The sequence below is a fragment of the Blautia faecicola genome (assembly GCF_004123145.1).
In the GTDB taxonomy this organism is placed as follows: Bacteria; Bacillota; Clostridia; order Lachnospirales; family Lachnospiraceae; genus Oliverpabstia; species Oliverpabstia faecicola.
In genome coordinates this window covers 116,545-133,195 of the sequence record NZ_SDKC01000001.1, presented here as the reverse complement: position 1 = coordinate 133,195, position 16,651 = coordinate 116,545, and the positions used below count along the sequence as shown (strand labels likewise).

Sequence of the window (16,651 nt, the reverse complement as noted above, 5' to 3'; positions counted from 1 at the left end):
AAATATATGGACGCATTAAAATATGTATCACAGATTCTCGACGATGCGGACTCCTGGGAAACCATGATGTTTCTCTACGATGCCGCACTTCGCCAGATGTCCACAAAGATTGATATTCTGAATGAGGAATTCATCCATATTCATAATTACAATCCGATCGAACATGTGAAGTCCCGGATCAAGGAACCGAAAAGTATCGTCAAGAAGTTAAAGCGCCAGGGACATGAAGTCACCCTGGAAAATATGTTAAAATATATCAAAGATATCGCCGGTATCCGTATCATCTGTTCATTTACCCAGGACATTTACCGGATCGCCGATATGCTGGCAAAACAGTCCGATCTGCGTGTGGTGGAGCTGACCGACTATCTTACTCATCCAAAAGTCAGCGGATACCGCAGCTACCATATGCTGGTAGCCGTCCCGGTTCATCTTTCCGACCGTGTCGTGGATATCACCGTGGAAGTACAGATCCGCACCATCGCCCAGGACTTCTGGGCAAGCCTGGAGCATAAGATCTATTACAAATTCGAGGGCAGTGCACCGGAATATATCAGCCGGGATCTCCGCGCCTGTGCAGAGTTTGTAGCCGAACTGGATGAAAAGATGCTTTCTCTGAACGAAGCGATTCAAAAAGAAGCGATTCAAAAATCAGAGGAAGCCGAGGAAAAGAAAGAGGAGTAGCTGTTTAAAACAGTTACTCCTTATTTACATCCCATAATTTCTATTCCATGTCTGTGTCAACCTTGATGGCTTCGTGAAGACAAATATCCTCCATAAAATGAGGAGTGCCCGGATACCTCTCAGTACCCGGGCTATTATTATGAAAAAATTCTATGTGTAATGAACCCATTACAAACAATTTTGAGATGTTCCTTTCGGAACTATTATTATCATAGCAACAGTTTATGAACAAATTATGAACGTAATATGAATTTATGGTTAATTTGCACAATTCGTTTTTCTTTTTTCTTTGTTTTTATGACACTTTACACTGTTCTGTTGTTTTTGCTTTTTCACTTCATCCTGTTAATTCGTCAAATCATCCATCATTTTCTTTTTATTTTCCGGAATTTTTCAACACATTATCCAAAGATAGAACTCCAGAGGTTCTTGCACCAGCTTACGATCTTATCAAAAAATCCTTTGACCTGCTCCTGATTGATGTTCAGATCCAGGCTCTCCAGTTTATTGTACAGATCTTTTGCCTGCTCTTTTAACGCATCCACATCCAGATCCAGGCTGCTGATCTTCTGCATCAGGCTTACGATCTTCTGTTTATCCTCGTCTGACAGCTGAATGTCCATTTCTTTTGCAGCGTCATCTACAACCGCTTCGATCTCTTCCGGATCAGACAGATCGTTGGAGACAACTGCTTCTTTTACCGCTCCGACCAGTTCTTCCGCCTGTTCCTTATCTCCGATCGACTCTCCCAGATCACTGGTCGTTACCAGTTCCTCCGTGGCTGCGTCTGCATTTTCCGCTTTCAGCGTCTCACCGGTCATATTGCTGTAGGCTTCCATTGCACCTACCAGAGCTGCCGTTCCGGAGATGTTGAACGGTCCTGCCACATGAACATCTGCATCCGTCACGCCGGCGGTTGCCAGTGCATTCTGATACATACCGGTCGTACAGTAGGTGATATTGTTGGTGGTCACTTTGATCCCGTTTCCTTTGTCCTTCTTTTCGATCAGTACGGAAGAAAGTGCTCTGGTTCCGATCACGCTGGAATCCAGATAGGAATCCAGATATTTGTGTTCGTCCGCATTTGTCACGGTGATGACCTGATAATGGCTCAGGTCCGCTTCATTGATCTCCAGCAGACTTAATACCGTAGATTTTTCTGTCTCATTCAGATCCGCACCCAGTGCCAGATACGGCGCATCAATCTGATCTGCCTTTACACTCATCGGCGCCGCAAGACTTCCCAGTACGGTTATTGCCGCCAACATTCCTGCCATGATTCTCTTTATCTTCATCTTTATTACCTCTCTTTTTTCTTCTTATCCTCTCGGAATTGTTCTTTCAGTCCTCTCTCCGACTGATACTCCGTAGTATAACACACTTTTTTTCTGTGATACACATATTCATAAATCTTTTCCCATTCATTCATAAAATCTTCACAACTTCAACACGGTTTTCTCACATTTCCCGGATATACTATAACCATAAAATAATTAATACAAATTATTTTATAACTTTTCTTTTTCATATGTCGATGAAAATCGACACTCCTTCCTTTAAAAATAAAATTAAAACGTGTTGACCGGAATTTCCTCGTTCTGGTCAACACGTTTTTATTTTACTTTTTTTATTTGGCACGTCCGAGCACATTTGCAAGTTTTGCAAATTCTTCCAGGGAAAGGGCTTCCCCTCTCACCGACGGAGAAAATCCACATTCTGCGATCGCAGCCTCTATCGTCTCTTTTTCAAACGACAATCCCTCATAATTCTTCAGCCCATTCGCCAGGGTCTTTCTTCTCTGGTTAAACGAAGCACGAATGATCTGAAACAGCAGCTTCTCATTTTCCACCTGCACCGGTGTCTGTGCATGGCGGGTTAGACGAATGACCGCACTTCCCACCTTCGGTCTTGGCATAAAACAGTTCGGCGGAACATTTGCCACGATATACGGCTCTGCATAATACTGTACTGCCAGCGACAGTGCCCCGTAATCTTTCGTTCCCGGTCCTACCTGCATCCGGTCCGCTACTTCTTTCTGTACCATGACAGTGATGGATTCCACCGGTACATGACTCTCAAACAGCCCCATGATGATCGGTGTTGTGATATAATACGGCAGGTTTGCAACCACCTTGATCGGGCGGCCGCCATTTTTCTCTTCTGCCAGTTTTGTGATATCCACTTTCAGAATATCTTCATTGATCACGGTTACATTATCATAATCACTCAGCGTATCCTCCAGAATCGGAATCAGGCTTTTGTCGATTTCTACCGCACATACTTCTCTCGCCGCATATGCCAGATACTGTGTCATCGTTCCGATTCCCGGTCCGATCTCCAGGACAAAATCATCTTCGGTAATCTCCGCTGCACGGATGATCTTATCCAGCACATGGGTATCGATCAGAAAGTTCTGCCCGAACTTTTTCTGAAATGTAAAGCCGTATTTATTCAGCACGGCGATGGTTGCCTGGGGATTGCCAAGGTAAGGCTCTCTCTTACTCATAGTTTTTCCTTTCTCTTTTATTTTCTCGTTGCTCGCATATCAAAAATTGATCCAGTGGATCAATTTTTGATTATCGCGACAGTCGTCAAAATCTCGTGCAAGCACGGACTTTGACTCGTTGCTCGCGTAAAAACAGGGCATAGCTTTCTGTCGCCATGCCCCATATTGTCATGTTCTTGTAACTGTGAAGGTACTGAACAGTTACGTGTTCTTTTATAAGTCAAAATCCTTTTCGTAAAGAAGAATCCGTCCTTCTGCATCCGTGTGACGTTTGGAAAGTTTTCTTCCCAGTTTGACGCCGCTTGCTTTTCGGATCGCTCCGTCTACCATCTCTTTTACTTTTCCGACGGTGATCGGTTCGTCTTCTTTCTGGTTGTCACCGATCATGGTATAGAGGGCAAGTACACCCATCTCATCCATCCGGAAACCATTTTCTCTTGCATACGTTCTTGCAAAGGTTACCAGCTCATCGTTGGTAAATACCGGGATCGAGATCACCGTTTCGAATTTCTCTGCAAATTCCGGATAATCTGCCAGCATCTTACGCATGTTCGCTTTGTCATCCTCGATCAGAAGAATCAGACTGTCTGTACGGAAATCCATCGCCTGAGAAAGTTTCTCGATGGTCTCCGGTGTCATAAAGCTTGCACGCTCGATCAGAAGAAATCCTCCTGCCATCTTGCTGATGATGGTTGCCGGATCTTTTCTGTTGATGTCAGACGCATCCAGGTTTGCGTATTTGACTGCTTTCAGACCCAGTTCTTTACAGATCGCTTTCACAAGTCCTTCGCTCAGACGGGTTTTTCCGGTTCCGTGGCTTCCCATGATCGCGATATTTCCACGATGAGAGGTCTTCTCACTCGCGTGTTCATACGCTCCTTGGATCGCATCCAGGATCTGTTCATCCATACCAGGTACTTTTGCAAAATAGGAAAACAACTGTTTCTGTTCTGCGGTCAGACGTTCCGGTCTGGTATTGTTCAGGATCCGCTGGCGTTTTTCCTCCGGTGTCTCTCGTTCTACCGTCATATCACTGATATCCGGCTGCATCTCTGCTTCTGCCAGCATCTTTTCGATATGATCGTTCTCTGTCTCCTCCGGCTCTTCTTCGTCGGTGTCATCAGCTTCTGTATGTGATTCTTCTGCAATATTTTCTTCTGCCGACGGTTCTGTTTTCTCATCCGCAAAAGTAACTTCTTCTACAGACGGTGTCTCCGGTTCCAGTTCCAGACTTACCGGCTGCTGTTCCTCTTTCTGCTCCTGGAATACTTCCAGGCTTCCAAGAGCTGCCCGCAGTTCTTTTTCCAGATTAAATTCCTGTGTTTCTCCCGGCGTCTCCTGCTCTGCGCTCTGTGCTGTTATATCCGGAATGATTCTCGTTGCATCCAGATCTTCCGTTTCCTCTGACTCTTCCGGTTCTGTGACCGTTTCTTCTTCAGCAGCCTGTTCTTCCGTTACTTCCACAGGCGCTTCCGGTTCCGCGTCCGCTGCTTCCGGCACTTCCGTCGAATCCCCGTTTTCTTCTCCGAAGTCCAGAGAAATATTGGAAAGACTCGCTTCAAAAGCTGCCATAGCTTCATCTGCGGCGATATCTTCTGCTGATTTTTCTTCCGGTACCTCCTGAATCGTGTCTTCTTCGACGTTTTCCTCTTCTACAGTTTCTGCCGGAATCTCTTCCCTTTCTTCCACAATAGCTTCTGTCTCCGGTTCTTCTTCAGCCGTATCTGTCAGTTCTGATTCTGTCTCTTCCACTGCCGGTTCTTCAATGATTACATCCTCCGGCTCTGCAACAGTTTCTTCTTCCAGAACCGCACCGGATGCATCCACGGTTTCCTCGGCGACCACATCTTCCGGTTCCCCGATGATCTCTTCTGTCGTTACCTCTTCCACGGTCGGTTCTTCCGCAGATTCCTCTGCCGGTACTTCTCCGCCCGCTTCTTTTGCCAGGGAAGAAGAAGTCTCTGCAAACAACGCATCCAGATCTACTTCCTGTACACTGACAATTTCTTTATCCTCCGGTTTTTCCACCTTCGGTTTTTCTATCATTTCCAGTTCGTCCATCTCGGTTCTGCTCACGCCGGCAACCCCGCTGTCCGCAGAAATAATGCCTTCGTTTACAGCCTCCGGTTCGAGATCCTGTACATGATAATCTTCAATATTTTCTTCCTCCTGCGGTTCCTGTGGAATCTCTGCTCCTGCGGCTCTTCCCAGTGCCTCAAAAGCATCTACCGCCTTGGTACGGTTGAATCCGGAAAGAATCTCCTGGAAGCTCTTGGAAAGACGTTCCTGAAGCTTTTCGGTATCAATATGAGGAATCTCCGGCTCCGGTCTTACAGGCTCTGTCTCCACAACGGTTACCGTTTCCGTGGTTCCCTGTGCATCCTCCACAGTTGCCGCTGCTTCTTCCTGCGCCTGTTCCCGTACTTCTTCCGCTTTCTGAAGATTTGCCATCGCTGCCGCAGATACCCCCGGCAGAATCGTATTTTTCACTTCTTCCGTCTGCTGCGGTTTCGCACTGGTCTCTCCAGCCGCTTTCGCCTTCTCATATTTCTCTTTCTGGGACGGTGACAGCGGTGTATAAGTCATCTTCAGTTCCATCGCCTTGGTTACATATTTACCCTCGCCAAACCACAGAACCAGATCGTCACAGGTTTCGATACATTTCTTTTCCTGTCCTGCTTTCTTATACAGCTTTGCCAGTTCGTATACCCAGCGTTCCGTATATTCCCGTTCTTTATACTCCTCCAGGATCTCAATCTGATCTTCCAGAGGTGCTTTCTTTGCTTTGTAAATCTTGTATTTCAGAATGTATTTGGAGGTATCGTTGGATGCCGTTTCCAGATACTGATTATAATATTTTACGGCATCATCATTTAACCCCATCTTCAAAGCCAGTTCCACCTGACGGTACAGAATCATCTTTCCGATGGATGAACGTTTGTATGCCAGCTGTAGCATCTTCATGCTTTGTTCCAGCTCACCATTCACTTCGTAGATATCTGCTACCATACACAATGTCCGCACACTCTTTACTCTGCGCCAGTCGATGGAATCGGCAATCGTAAGAGCCCCTTCATAATCCTGTGCGTCCACAAGTCTGTTGATTTCCTCCAATTTCAAATGGTATTCTGTCTTATCCACTGTACTCACCTCTGCTTTTTCTATCAAATCTGTAACTGTCTGAGACTTTCACAGTTACTTATTTTTATAGTTATCCATAATCTTTTTAAGTGTATCATACTGCCTGTTTCTTGTCAAAATATAACTGCCCTGTACCGGCACAGTTATTGATAAAATGTATGAATAGAAGAACGAAATTAATTTTCTGGAAAGTAAACAAGGGATGCCGCCTTCTGACAACACCCCTCTTATGTATACGGGAGTCAGGCCCCCCTTTTCGGTTCTTCTGTCACCCGATTCTCAGTTTAAACTTCTGAATTTCTTTTTCACTGGTCACACGTTCGATCTCTGCGCCCAGGCTTCTCAGTTTTCCTTCAAAATCCTCATATCCACGCTGGATATATACGATATCATCTACGATCGTAATTCCTTCTGCTGCCAGTCCGGCGATTACCAGTGCCGCACCTGCACGAAGATCCGGTGCGCTGACTCTTGCTCCTGTCAGTTTTTCCACGCCGTCAATGATCGCTGTATTGCCTTCTACTTTCACAGAAGCGCCCATACGGGTAAGCTCGTCCGCATATTTGAAGCGGTTTTCAAAGATACTCTCTGTGACGATACTGGTTCCGGTTGCCAGCGCCAGTGTCACGGCGATCTGCGGCTGCATATCGGTAGGATATCCCGGATACGGCAGTGTCTTTACATGAGTTCTGCGCAGTTTCTTTGCCGAGATCACACGGACTGCATCGTCAAATTCTTCTACCTCGCATCCGATCTCTTCTAATTTTGCGGTGATCGCTTCCAGATGCTTCGGAATCACATTCTTGATCAGAATATCACCCCGTGTTGCCGCTGCAGCGAACATATAGGTTCCCGCCTCGATCATATCCGGTACGATAGAATATGTGGTACTGTGCAGTGTTTCCACACCACGGATACGGATCACATCCGTACCGGCACCCTTGATATTGGCACCCATGCTGTTCAGGAAGTTCGCGGTATCTACCACATGCGGTTCTTTTGCTGCATTTTCAATGATGGTGTTTCCCTTTGCCATGGAAGCTGCCATCATAATATTGATCGTTGCACCTACTGACACGGTGTCCATGAAAATATGGGTTCCGTGAAGTCCATTCGGTGCGGATGCCACGATGGCACCGTATTTGATATCAACAGTCGCACCCAGGGCACGGAATCCCTTCAGATGCAGGTCGATCGGACGGCTTCCGATGTTACAGCCACCTGGCAGAGGTACTTCTGCTTTTTTGTATTTTCCAAGAAGTGCGCCCAACAGATAGTAGGATGCACGGATTTTCTTAATATATTCGTAATCTACACTGATATCACCGATCGTGGAACCGTTGATCACTGCAGTGTGGCGGTCTACACGCTCCACCTTTGCTCCGATTCCTCCGATGGCCTCTAAAAGTACATTTATATCATTGACATCCGGAAGATTTTCCAGCCGGACGGTATCATCTGTCATAATAGCGGCTGCCAGAATCGCAAGTGCTGCATTCTTTGCTCCGCCAATCTCTACTTCTCCAACTAACGGGTTTCCACCCTTAATAATATACTGATCCATAGTTCACCTCTATGTTTTATTCAGCCCAATACAAGTCCCGATAAGCCCTCTCATTCATTTTTATGTTATAACAAATCAAAGTCTTTGTAAATAAATTTTAAAGATTTCTTATCTTTTTGTTCATATTGTCCACTGAACTTTTCCAAATACTTTTACAGCGTATCGATAATACTCTGTAAAGTCTCCTCTAAATTTTTATTTTCCTCATCAATTGTGATATCTGCATATTTTTCATACAGTACCACACGCTCTTCATACAGGTCCTTCAATGTCTGTCCGTCCCGTAAAACCACGCCGCGGTTCTTCAGGTTGCCCAGACGTTTTCTCAGGGCTTTGTAAGAAAGTTTCAGATAAATGACCGTGGCAATCTCTCCAAGATGCTCCATAGCCTCTTTTCCGTATACCACGCTGCCTCCTGTGGCAATTACTGTGCGGTCCGCTTCGATCGAAGCATTCACCTGATTTTCAATTGCAATAAAGCCTTCGATGCCCTCTTCACTGATAATTTCTTTTAATAATCTCTTCTCCTGCTCCTGAATCAGCAGGTCTGCGTCTACAAACTGATATCCTAATTCTTTTGCAAGAATTACTCCAATGGTACTTTTTCCGACTCCGGGCATTCCGATTAATACTATGTTCTTCATATCTCTCATCCTTATCGCAGCTTATCATTTTATCATATTATCTTGGTTAATACAAGTTTTTATTCCTGTTTGTTATTGGATAACAAAGAATGTGTCCTGACACATTTTTTTAATCATACCACAATTCTGCCTGTAAGGGAACTTAAAACTCACGAATAAAGGATTCTACTACATCCGAATGTTCTTCGTTTCTCCACACCAGCAGAACATCCGTCGTCAGTTCCTTCTCTCTGATCGGAACCGGACAGATTTTTTCCGACTGATCTTTCATAGACGCCGGAAGAATCGCTGTCCCCAGTCCGCTGGCTGCCAGGCTCATGGCTGTTCTTGCATCCTCACATTCATAATAAACATCGCTGGACAGACCGTGTTTTTCAAAAATGGACAGCACATACTTTCTGTGACGCTTGGAAAGGATCAGATGATGTCCCGCCAGTTCTTCCAGTGTCAGTTCCCGGCATCCTGCTTCTGCCTGCCCCTGTGGAACCATTGCCAGCAATTGTTCCTGTTTCAGCAGTTTGGAACAGAATCCATTTAAAGCAATAGGAGTACGAAGTGTCGTTACATCAAGGATTCCGTTTTCCAGTTCGTCTTTTAATGTAAAGGTAGATCCATCATGGATCACAAAACGAATGTCCGGATGATGATTGGTGTATTTTACCAGATATTTTGCCATCATATTCACCGTGGATGGCGTCACGCCGAGATGGATCGTCGTTGCCTGGCTAACTTTGATCACTTCTCTTTTCGTAATATCGGTCATGGTAAGAAGACTTTCCGCCCGCACATACAGTGCTTTTCCCGCCTCTGTCAGCCGGATATGTTTGCTCCCCCGTACAAACAGGCGTACCTGCAGTTCTTCTTCCAGCATTTTCATCTGATAACTAAGCGGCGGCTGTGTCATATGCAGGGCTCTGGCCGCACCGCTGATGGTTCCCTCATCTACAATTGCCCGAAAATATTCCAGCTGTTTGATCTCCATAGTTTCCTCCGTTTTCCTTTCTCATATCTATATAGAAATTATTTTTTATTTATATAAAAACAATATTTTTCATATATTATAATCTGTGCTACACTAAAAGCGCAACAGCAATTTACCTAAATTTTACACAGATGCATGACGGTAGCACAACGCATATACCTGCATCATCTACCTCATACGCAAAGGAGTTTTATCATGAAACAGATTGACTTTGAACATGGGAAAATCACCGATAATATCTTGCGGGCTTCCATTCCGATGCTTGTGGCGGAGGTTTTAAGCCTGCTCTACAATATTGTGGACCGAATCTATATTGCAAGGATCCCGGATGTGGGAACCACAGCGCTTGGAGCTGTCGGGCTGTGTTTTCCGATCATTACGATTATTCTTGCTTTCAGTAACCTCTTCGGTTCCGGCGGTGCGCCGCTTTTTTCGATCGAGCGTGGAAGAAAAGATACGAAAGAGGCTTCGATGATCATGAATACCTCATTCTTTCTGATCTGTGTCTGTGCCCTGCTTCTGATGGCTGTCGGTATGATCTTTGCGAAACCGATTCTGCTTCTGTTCGGAAGTTCGGAAAACGGACTGATCTACGCGTATCCTTATCTGATGATTTATCTGATCGGAACTTTTCCTTCTATGGTTTCTACCGGTATGAATCCATTTATCAATGCGCAGGGATACGCCACCACAGGGATGTTTTCTGTAGCGATCGGTGCAATTGCCAACCTGATCCTGGATCCGGTTTTTATCTTTGTGTTCGGACTCGGTATCCGCGGTGCGGCGATCGCTACGGTGTTATCACAGATTCTTTCCGCAGCGTTTGTCCTGTATTTTCTGCGGAAAAAGACCGAATTGAAAGTCCGTCTTCTGTCCGAAGAAGAGATCCGTGACTGCGGAAGGCGGGCAAAAAATATTATCAGCCTCGGAACCGCAGGTTTTATCATGCAGCTTACCAACAGTCTGGTGACGATCTGCTGCAACAATGTACTTTCGGTCACCGGAGGCGATCTGTATATCTCCGTGATGACGATCGTATCGAGTATCCGACAGATCATCGATACACCGATCCATGCCATTACCGAAGGTTCCTCCCCGGTCATCAGTTATAACTATGGCGCACGCCGGCCTAAGAGAGTGTTCCAGTCCTGGCTCACCATGAGCGTGATGGCGATCCTGTATACACTGCTCGCCTGGGGCGTGATCCTGTTTGCACCGCGTTTCCTGATCGGTATCTTCAGTTCCGACCAGGCGCTGCTCACCGATGCGATCCCGGCACTGAAACTGTACTTCGGAGCCTTTGTTTTTCAGGCACTCCAGTATGTGGGACAGACGATGTTCAAGTCACTGGGCAAGAAAAAATTCGCGATTTTCTTCTCTCTGCTTCGCAAGGTCATCATCGTGGTTCCGCTTACCTACATCCTTCCGTATCTGTTCCATATGGGAAGTGACGGTGTCTTCCTCGCAGAACCGGTATCCAATGTGCTTGGCGGAAGCGCCTGCTTCATCGTGATGCTGTGTACGGTAATGCCGGAGCTGAAACGAATGGCAAAGGAAAATTCTGATTGCTAGAGCGTGTTTGAAAAACATTTTAAGTTGTTCATTTTAACCAAATTAATATTGAAACGATACATAAGAAGCCTAAGTAGGTGAATGCTAATTTATCATAACGTGTTGCTATTCGGCGAAATGCTTTCAATTTCAAAAAATAATTTTCGACCAGATGTCTTTCCTTGTAAAGCCACCAATCGCAACAACGGTCAAATTTAGCTCCTCGACGGGATGGAATGGTCGGCTCTCCTCCGTGGTCGTAAATGTAATCCATCAGTTGATTACTATCGTATCCACGGTCCGCCAGAACCTTGCTGCCATCTATTCGGATATGATCCAACAAAGGGATTGCGTAATTGATATCATTACGCTGCCCTTCACTGATCATAAAATACACCGGATACCCATAGGCATCTACTACTGCATGGATTTTGGTACTGGCTCCTCCACGGCTATGTCCGACTTCATTTGGGAGCCCCCCTTTTTAGCACCTGCACTATGCTGGTGAGCCTGAACAATAGAAGCATCTATAGATAGTTCTTCCAATTCAGCTTCCAGACTTAGAACGCGAAAAATATTATCCAGAATCCCATCATCAATCCATTTGCGAAAACGACTATATACGGTTTGCCAGGATCCATAACGTTCTGGGAGATCTCGCCAGGGTGCACCACTGCGTGCCAACCAGACCATCCCATTAAGAATGATGCGGTTATCTTTTCGTGGACGTCCCTGTTTCCCTGTATTTTCAGGCGGGAGTAACGGTGCAATGCGGTTCCATTCTTCATCTGTTAACTCATATCGTCTCAACATAGTGAACACCCCTTTTTCTTTATTTTATCATGAAAAAGGGAAATGAAACATGCGTTTTGTGCAATTTTTATTTTTCAAACACGCTCTAGAGCGTGTTTGAAAAAGGCTTTCTGCAAGATGTGCGTCACAGTTTGTGGGAGATTTTTCCTGAATGAGGGCGGCGTAGCGGGCTACGTCAACCGAATGAAGGTAAAATATGCCGCAAAGTGGGGCGTGCGGATTGCAGGAATGATTTTTCAAACACGCTCTAGTTTACATAATTTTAATTTCAGATATCATTGCAGATCCACAGCAAGATTCATACGCCACCGCAAACATCTGCAATATAATCTTGGTTTCTTTACTCCATAAAAAAACTCCAGCAGACACAATAGCTTTCTTCTGTCTGCTGAAGTTTTTTATTTTTTATTCAAATCTTCTTATTTCTGTTTCTGAACATCCGCTGCTCTCTCTTCTTCTCGGAGCCGTTCCAGTTTCTCCTTCACCGTAGGATACCGCTCCAGATCGGTATGGGGAAGTGCCTGTGCTGCCACCATTGTATTCAGAAAATCTTCTACCGCTGCGAACTGGATATATACCATTTTCTCCAGGATCTCCTCCACTTCTTTTGCCACACCGCGATCCAGCAGTGCACATACCGCACCTTCCAGGGAAGAATTGCCCGCATGGATGATCCGATCCCGTTCCATGTCCGGGTACATGCCGATAGCGATCGCGGATTCTTTGGACACATGTTTTCCAAAAGCGCCCGCCACATAGAATCCTTCCAGTTCCGAAAGTTCGATCCCGGACTCCCGCAGCATGATCGCCACCATCGTGTATGCCGCCGCTTTTGTCCGGATAAATTCTTCGATGTCACCCTGGTAAAAATACAGCTCCGGTGCATAGTTCACCGCCAGCATCCCGTCTTTCTCCACGATCCACCGGCTTTTCTCCGGCTGTAAGATCCCCCGGATATCGATCCATCCATGCAAAAACAATTCCGCCAGAAGATCCACAATCCCGGATCCGCAGATTCCTTTCGCCGTTGCCTCCCCGATCACGTGGCAGTGCAGTTCTCCATCTTCCATTTTTACCCGATCCACCGCGCCTTCCATCGCGCGCATGCCCGTCTTTACCACACCGCCTTCCAGTGCAGGTCCCGCAGCTCCCGCACCGCATAACAGAAAATCCCGGTTCCCCAGTACGAGTTCCCCGTTCGTTCCGATATCGAAAAAAGCGTTGATCTTCTCTTTTTTATAGATTCCCGTAGCCACCATGCCGCTGATGATATCGCCGCCCAGGTAATTGGACTTTGCCGGATAAATGTAAACATATCCCTTCACCGGCAGTTCCAGATCTCTTGCCGGGAGAAATCCGGGCTGGTCTGCGTGCACCGCATACGGAGTGTGGAAGACACAGAACGCATCCATCCCAAGCAGAAAATGAATCATCGTTGTATTGCCCCCGATTGCCATCGCGATACAGCTGTTTTCCGGTAACTGCTGCTGTGCTTCCAGTTCTCTCACACAGGTGGTAATGCTGGTTGCCGCTGCTTTTCGAAGGATCTCCAGCGTTCCACGGTCTTCCTGACAGTGAAAGATTCTGGTCAGAATGTCCGTTCCATAGGGGATCTGCCCGTTGAACGTGCTGGTTTCGCCCAGGATCTTTCCTGTCGCGCAGTCCACCAGACGGGCAACCACGGTGGTGCTTCCCAGATCCACCGCCACACCGTAATGTAACCCGGTGGTATCTCCCGCTTCCAGATCCACGCCATGCCACGTCTGACCGTCCCACGCCAGCGACACGGTCACTTTCCACTCTGCCTCTTCGCACAGCGGATATAGTTTTCGCAGTACCCGCAGGCTTACTTTTGCCTCAATCCCCTGTTCCTTTAATCCGTCCTGGATCCTTCTCTGATCGGACCGGTTATCGTCCTCGGTCGGAGCCTGAAGTTCCAGATATATTTTTTTACTGATTCCGTCCATGATTATTCCTCTTTTTCTATTGCGTTGCTTCTATTATACCTCTTTCTTCCCAAATAACCAAGTTATGGATTGCGTCGGAGATCCAATTAACGTATACTTAATTTTATATAAGAACATACTTTCTGGTAACAGATGCGGATATCCGCAGAAAGGAGGACATTCATGGATCGCATCATTTTTCATATCGATGTCAATTCCGCATATCTGAGCTGGAGCGCAATTGATCTCTTACAGGCAAATCCGGACAGCGTGGATATCCGGACGATTCCCGCGATCATCGGCGGCAACCGCAAGACCCGCCATGGGATCGTTCTGGCAAAGTCTCTGCCGGCAAAAAACATGTATCATATTCACACCGCAGAACCGGTGGCAAATGCTCTGAAAAAATGTCCGACACTCACTATCGTTCCTCCTGACCACGACTCTTACAGCCGCCACAGCAAACAGTTTGTCGGTTTTCTCCGCACACTGACACCGGAGATTGAACAGGTCAGTGTGGACGAGTGTTTTCTCGACTACACTTCGATCGCTTCCCGTTTTTCCTCACCGGAAGAAGGGGCTGCCTACATCCGCAACTATATTTACAGCCATTTCGGTTTTACGGTCAACGTCGGGATTTCTTCGAATAAAGTTCTGGCAAAGATGGCTTCTGATTTTGAAAAGCCGAATAAGACGCACACGCTTTTTCCTGAGGAGATCCAGCAGAAAATGTGGCCGCTGCCGATCAGCAGTCTGTTCATGGCAGGACATGCCTCCGTTGCGGTTCTTCAGAAACTCGAAATCCGTACCATTGGCGATCTGGCAAAGATGGATCCGGCAATCCTGACCATGCATCTGAAAAGCCACGGCAAAATGCTGTGGAAATATGCAAATGGAATCGATAATTCTACTCTGGAGAGCGAACCGTCTCAGGCGAAAGGAATCGGCAATTCCACCACGCTCGCCAGTGATCTTACGACCGCGCAGGAAGCATACCCCATTCTCCTGCAGCTCTCCACCAAAGTAGGACACCGTCTCGAAAAGGCCGGACAATCTGCCAATAACCTGTGCGTGGAGATCAAATACGCGACCTTTGAAAAATACACCCGTCAGATGCCGTTATCCTCACCGACGCAGGATGGGAAAAAACTGTATCGCGCAGCCTGTCATCTTTTTGATACGCTCTGGAACGGAAACCCGATCCGTTTACTGGGAGTTCGCGCCGGAAAGCTGACGGATGCTGATGAACCGGTACAGCTCGATCTGTTCAGTTATGATCCGAAAGCCATTGAAAAAGAGCAGAAGATGGAACGGGCAATGGACAAGATCCGGGAAAAATTCGGGAAAGATCTGATACAGAAAGGGATTCACTGACTTTAACTCTTTATTCGCATAAACGAGAAATCCCCACAGTGGACGTTGAATATCCACTGCGGGGATTTCTGTTTATTGTTTGAACATTACTTATTACTTACGTTTGAAAATTAGCAGATACCCTGAGCTAACATAGCATCAGCAACTTTTTCGAATCCGGCGATGTTGGCACCTACTACATAGTTGCCTTCGAATCCGTAACGTTTTGCTGCATCATCCATATTGTGAGTGATGTTGATCATGATGTTTTTCAGTTTTGCATCTACTTCTTCGAATGTCCAGCTCAGTCTCTCGCTGTTCTGAGACATTTCCAGTGCGGATGTTGCTACACCACCGGCGTTTGCTGCTTTACCAGGAGCAAAGATTACGTTGTTTGCCTGCAGATACTGTGTAGCTTCCAGAGTGGTAGGCATGTTAGCACCTTCGCATACTGCGATGGTTCCGTTTGCTACCAGCTGTTTTGCATCTTCCAGATGCAGTTCGTTCTGTGTTGCACATGGCAGTGCCAGATCAGCTTTGATCTGCCATACACCTCTTCCTTCATGGTATTCAGCGTTTGTGCGAACTTTTACATACTCTGTCAGTCTTGCTCTCTTCACTTCTTTGATCTCTTTCAGAAGTGCTACATCGATTCCGTCCGGATCGTAAACCCAACCGGTAGAATCAGAACAGGTCAGAACTTTTACCCCCAGCTGCTGTGCTTTCTGGATTGCGTAGATTGCTACGTTACCTGCACCGGATACAACTGCAGTCTTTCCTGCGATGTCGATACCATTTAATTTTAACAGTTCCTGTGTCAGGTACAGCAGACCATAACCGGTAGCTTCTGTTCTTGCCAGAGATCCACCATAGGTCAGTCCTTTACCTGTCAGAACTCCTTCGTATACGTTTCTCAGTCTCTTGTACTGACCAAACATGTAACCGATCTCTCTTGCGCCGGTTCCGATATCACCAGCCGGTACGTCGGTATCTGCGCCGATGTGTTTGCTCAGTTCTGTCATAAAGCTCTGGCAGAATTTCATGATTTCACGATCAGATTTTCCTTTCGGATCGAAATCAGAACCACCTTTACCACCACCGATTGGCAGTCCGGTCAGGGAGTTTTTGAAGATCTGCTCAAATCCCAGGAATTTGATGATACCCAGGTTTACTGATGGATGCAGACGAAGACCTCCTTTGTAAGGTCCGATTGCACTGTTGAACTGTACACGATATCCTTTGTTTACATGTGCCTGGCCCTGATCATCTACCCACGGTACACGGAACATAATAACTCTTTCAGGCTCAACGATACGCTCCAGCAAAGCTTCTTTTCTGTACTTTTCTTCATTTGCATCAATTACCGGACGCAGAGAATCCAGTACTTCTTTGACAGCCTGGTGGAATTCTGGTTCGTTAGGATTTTTAGCCACAACGTTTTCATATACTTCATCTACATAAGACATG

Annotated in this window: 14 protein-coding genes and 1 pseudogene; 4 read left to right on the top strand and 11 right to left on the bottom strand. The window is 46.3% G+C overall.

All coding sequences use genetic code 11. The features are described 5' to 3' along the window. The first annotated feature begins 6 nt into the window (after positions 1–6). Positions 7–684 (top strand): GTP pyrophosphokinase, encoded by a 678-nt coding sequence (locus tag ETP43_RS00490; protein ID WP_022399631.1) that lies wholly within the window; start codon positions 7–9, stop codon positions 682–684. Positions 685–1,085: 401 nt separating this feature from the next. On the opposite strand, the gene ETP43_RS00485 is transcribed toward ETP43_RS00490, so the two are convergent. The 7 genes from ETP43_RS00485 to ETP43_RS00460 all read right to left on the bottom strand — a co-directional run bounded on the left by ETP43_RS00485 (position 1,086) and on the right by ETP43_RS00460 (position 9,521). Continuing rightward, on the bottom strand, positions 1,086–1,979 hold the full coding sequence (locus tag ETP43_RS00485) for a DUF1002 domain-containing protein (RefSeq protein WP_243114142.1): 894 nt from the start codon (positions 1,977–1,979) through the stop codon (positions 1,086–1,088). A 5-nt stretch (positions 1,980–1,984) separates the two neighbouring features. Further along, positions 1,985–2,113, bottom strand: a complete 129-nt coding sequence (locus ETP43_RS17855; protein ID WP_279222143.1) for a hypothetical protein — start codon at positions 2,111–2,113, stop codon at positions 1,985–1,987. A 198-nt stretch (positions 2,114–2,311) separates the two neighbouring features. Continuing rightward, positions 2,312–3,190 carry a 16S rRNA (adenine(1518)-N(6)/adenine(1519)-N(6))-dimethyltransferase RsmA gene (rsmA, locus tag ETP43_RS00480; RefSeq protein ID WP_129256743.1) on the bottom strand — a complete coding sequence of 293 codons (879 nt, stop codon included), beginning with the start codon at positions 3,188–3,190 and terminating at the stop codon, positions 2,312–2,314. A gap of 213 nt (positions 3,191–3,403) precedes the next feature. Beyond that, on the bottom strand, positions 3,404–6,340 hold the full coding sequence (locus tag ETP43_RS00475) for a tetratricopeptide repeat protein (RefSeq protein WP_129256742.1): 2,937 nt from the start codon (positions 6,338–6,340) through the stop codon (positions 3,404–3,406). A 259-nt stretch (positions 6,341–6,599) separates the two neighbouring features. Continuing rightward, positions 6,600–7,895 (bottom strand): UDP-N-acetylglucosamine 1-carboxyvinyltransferase, encoded by a 1,296-nt coding sequence (locus ETP43_RS00470; RefSeq protein ID WP_022399627.1) that lies wholly within the window; start codon positions 7,893–7,895, stop codon positions 6,600–6,602. 152 nt (positions 7,896–8,047) lie between these two features. Continuing rightward, positions 8,048–8,539 carry a shikimate kinase gene (locus ETP43_RS00465; protein ID WP_129256741.1) on the bottom strand — a complete coding sequence of 164 codons (492 nt, stop codon included), beginning with the start codon at positions 8,537–8,539 and terminating at the stop codon, positions 8,048–8,050. A gap of 142 nt (positions 8,540–8,681) precedes the next feature. Then, positions 8,682–9,521: a LysR family transcriptional regulator gene (locus ETP43_RS00460; RefSeq protein ID WP_129256740.1), complete on the bottom strand. Its 840-nt coding sequence runs from the start codon at positions 9,519–9,521 to the stop codon at positions 8,682–8,684. A 195-nt stretch (positions 9,522–9,716) separates the two neighbouring features. Between ETP43_RS00460 and ETP43_RS00455 the strand changes: the two genes are divergently transcribed. Continuing rightward, a complete protein-coding gene (locus ETP43_RS00455) occupies positions 9,717–11,093 on the top strand; it encodes an MATE family efflux transporter (RefSeq protein ID WP_129256739.1) in 1,377 nt (458 codons plus the stop codon). A 28-nt stretch (positions 11,094–11,121) separates the two neighbouring features. On the opposite strand, the pseudogene ETP43_RS00450 reads toward ETP43_RS00455, so the two are convergent. Beyond that, a pseudogene (locus ETP43_RS00450) lies at positions 11,122–11,885 on the bottom strand (IS5 family transposase). Positions 11,886–11,912: 27 nt separating this feature from the next. Next, on the bottom strand, positions 11,913–12,083 hold the full coding sequence (locus ETP43_RS18150) for a DUF6783 domain-containing protein (protein ID WP_334295496.1): 171 nt from the start codon (positions 12,081–12,083) through the stop codon (positions 11,913–11,915). Between ETP43_RS18150 and ETP43_RS18145 the strand changes: the two genes are divergently transcribed. After that, positions 12,003–12,236, top strand: a complete 234-nt coding sequence (locus ETP43_RS18145; RefSeq protein ID WP_334295495.1) for a DUF6783 domain-containing protein — start codon at positions 12,003–12,005, stop codon at positions 12,234–12,236. The two genes, ETP43_RS18150 and ETP43_RS18145, sit on opposite strands and share 81 nt — an antisense overlap. Before the next feature lie 68 nt (positions 12,237–12,304). Here ETP43_RS18145 and ETP43_RS00440 read toward each other — a convergent pair whose 3' ends face one another. Further along, entirely contained in the window at positions 12,305–13,858 is a 1,554-nt protein-coding gene (locus ETP43_RS00440) for an ASKHA domain-containing protein (RefSeq protein WP_330546556.1), read from the bottom strand. Between the two features lie 156 nt (positions 13,859–14,014). On the opposite strand from ETP43_RS00440, the gene ETP43_RS00435 reads away from it, so the two are divergent. Then, a complete protein-coding gene (locus tag ETP43_RS00435; protein WP_022399622.1) occupies positions 14,015–15,205 on the top strand; it encodes a DNA polymerase Y family protein in 1,191 nt (396 codons plus the stop codon). A 110-nt stretch (positions 15,206–15,315) separates the two neighbouring features. On the opposite strand, the gene gdhA is transcribed toward ETP43_RS00435, so the two are convergent. Beyond that, positions 15,316–16,650 (bottom strand): NADP-specific glutamate dehydrogenase, encoded by a 1,335-nt coding sequence (gene gdhA / locus ETP43_RS00430; RefSeq protein ID WP_022171013.1) that lies wholly within the window; start codon positions 16,648–16,650, stop codon positions 15,316–15,318. Position 16,651: the final 1 nt, after the last annotated feature.

What these genes read in the sequence shown, in the direction of transcription:
- ETP43_RS00490 (WP_022399631.1), top strand. Translation starts at nt 7, where the DNA reads ATGGACGCATTAAAATATGTATCACAGATTCTCGACGATGCGGACTCC.
- ETP43_RS00485 (WP_243114142.1), bottom strand. Translation starts at nt 1,979, where the DNA reads ATGAAGATAAAGAGAATCATGGCAGGAATGTTGGCGGCAATAACCGTA.
- ETP43_RS17855 (WP_279222143.1), bottom strand. Translation starts at nt 2,113, where the DNA reads ATGAATGAATGGGAAAAGATTTATGAATATGTGTATCACAGAAAAAAA.
- rsmA (WP_129256743.1), bottom strand. Translation starts at nt 3,190, where the DNA reads ATGAGTAAGAGAGAGCCTTACCTTGGCAATCCCCAGGCAACCATCGCC.
- ETP43_RS00470 (WP_022399627.1), bottom strand. Translation starts at nt 7,895, where the DNA reads ATGGATCAGTATATTATTAAGGGTGGAAACCCGTTAGTTGGAGAAGTA.
- ETP43_RS00465 (WP_129256741.1), bottom strand. Translation starts at nt 8,539, where the DNA reads ATGAAGAACATAGTATTAATCGGAATGCCCGGAGTCGGAAAAAGTACC.
- ETP43_RS00460 (WP_129256740.1), bottom strand. Translation starts at nt 9,521, where the DNA reads ATGGAGATCAAACAGCTGGAATATTTTCGGGCAATTGTAGATGAGGGA.
- ETP43_RS00455 (WP_129256739.1), top strand. Translation starts at nt 9,717, where the DNA reads ATGAAACAGATTGACTTTGAACATGGGAAAATCACCGATAATATCTTG.
- ETP43_RS18145 (WP_334295495.1), top strand. Translation starts at nt 12,003, where the DNA reads ATGTGCGTCACAGTTTGTGGGAGATTTTTCCTGAATGAGGGCGGCGTA.
- ETP43_RS00435 (WP_022399622.1), top strand. Translation starts at nt 14,015, where the DNA reads ATGGATCGCATCATTTTTCATATCGATGTCAATTCCGCATATCTGAGC.
- gdhA (WP_022171013.1), bottom strand. Translation starts at nt 16,650, where the DNA reads ATGTCTTATGTAGATGAAGTATATGAAAACGTTGTGGCTAAAAATCCT.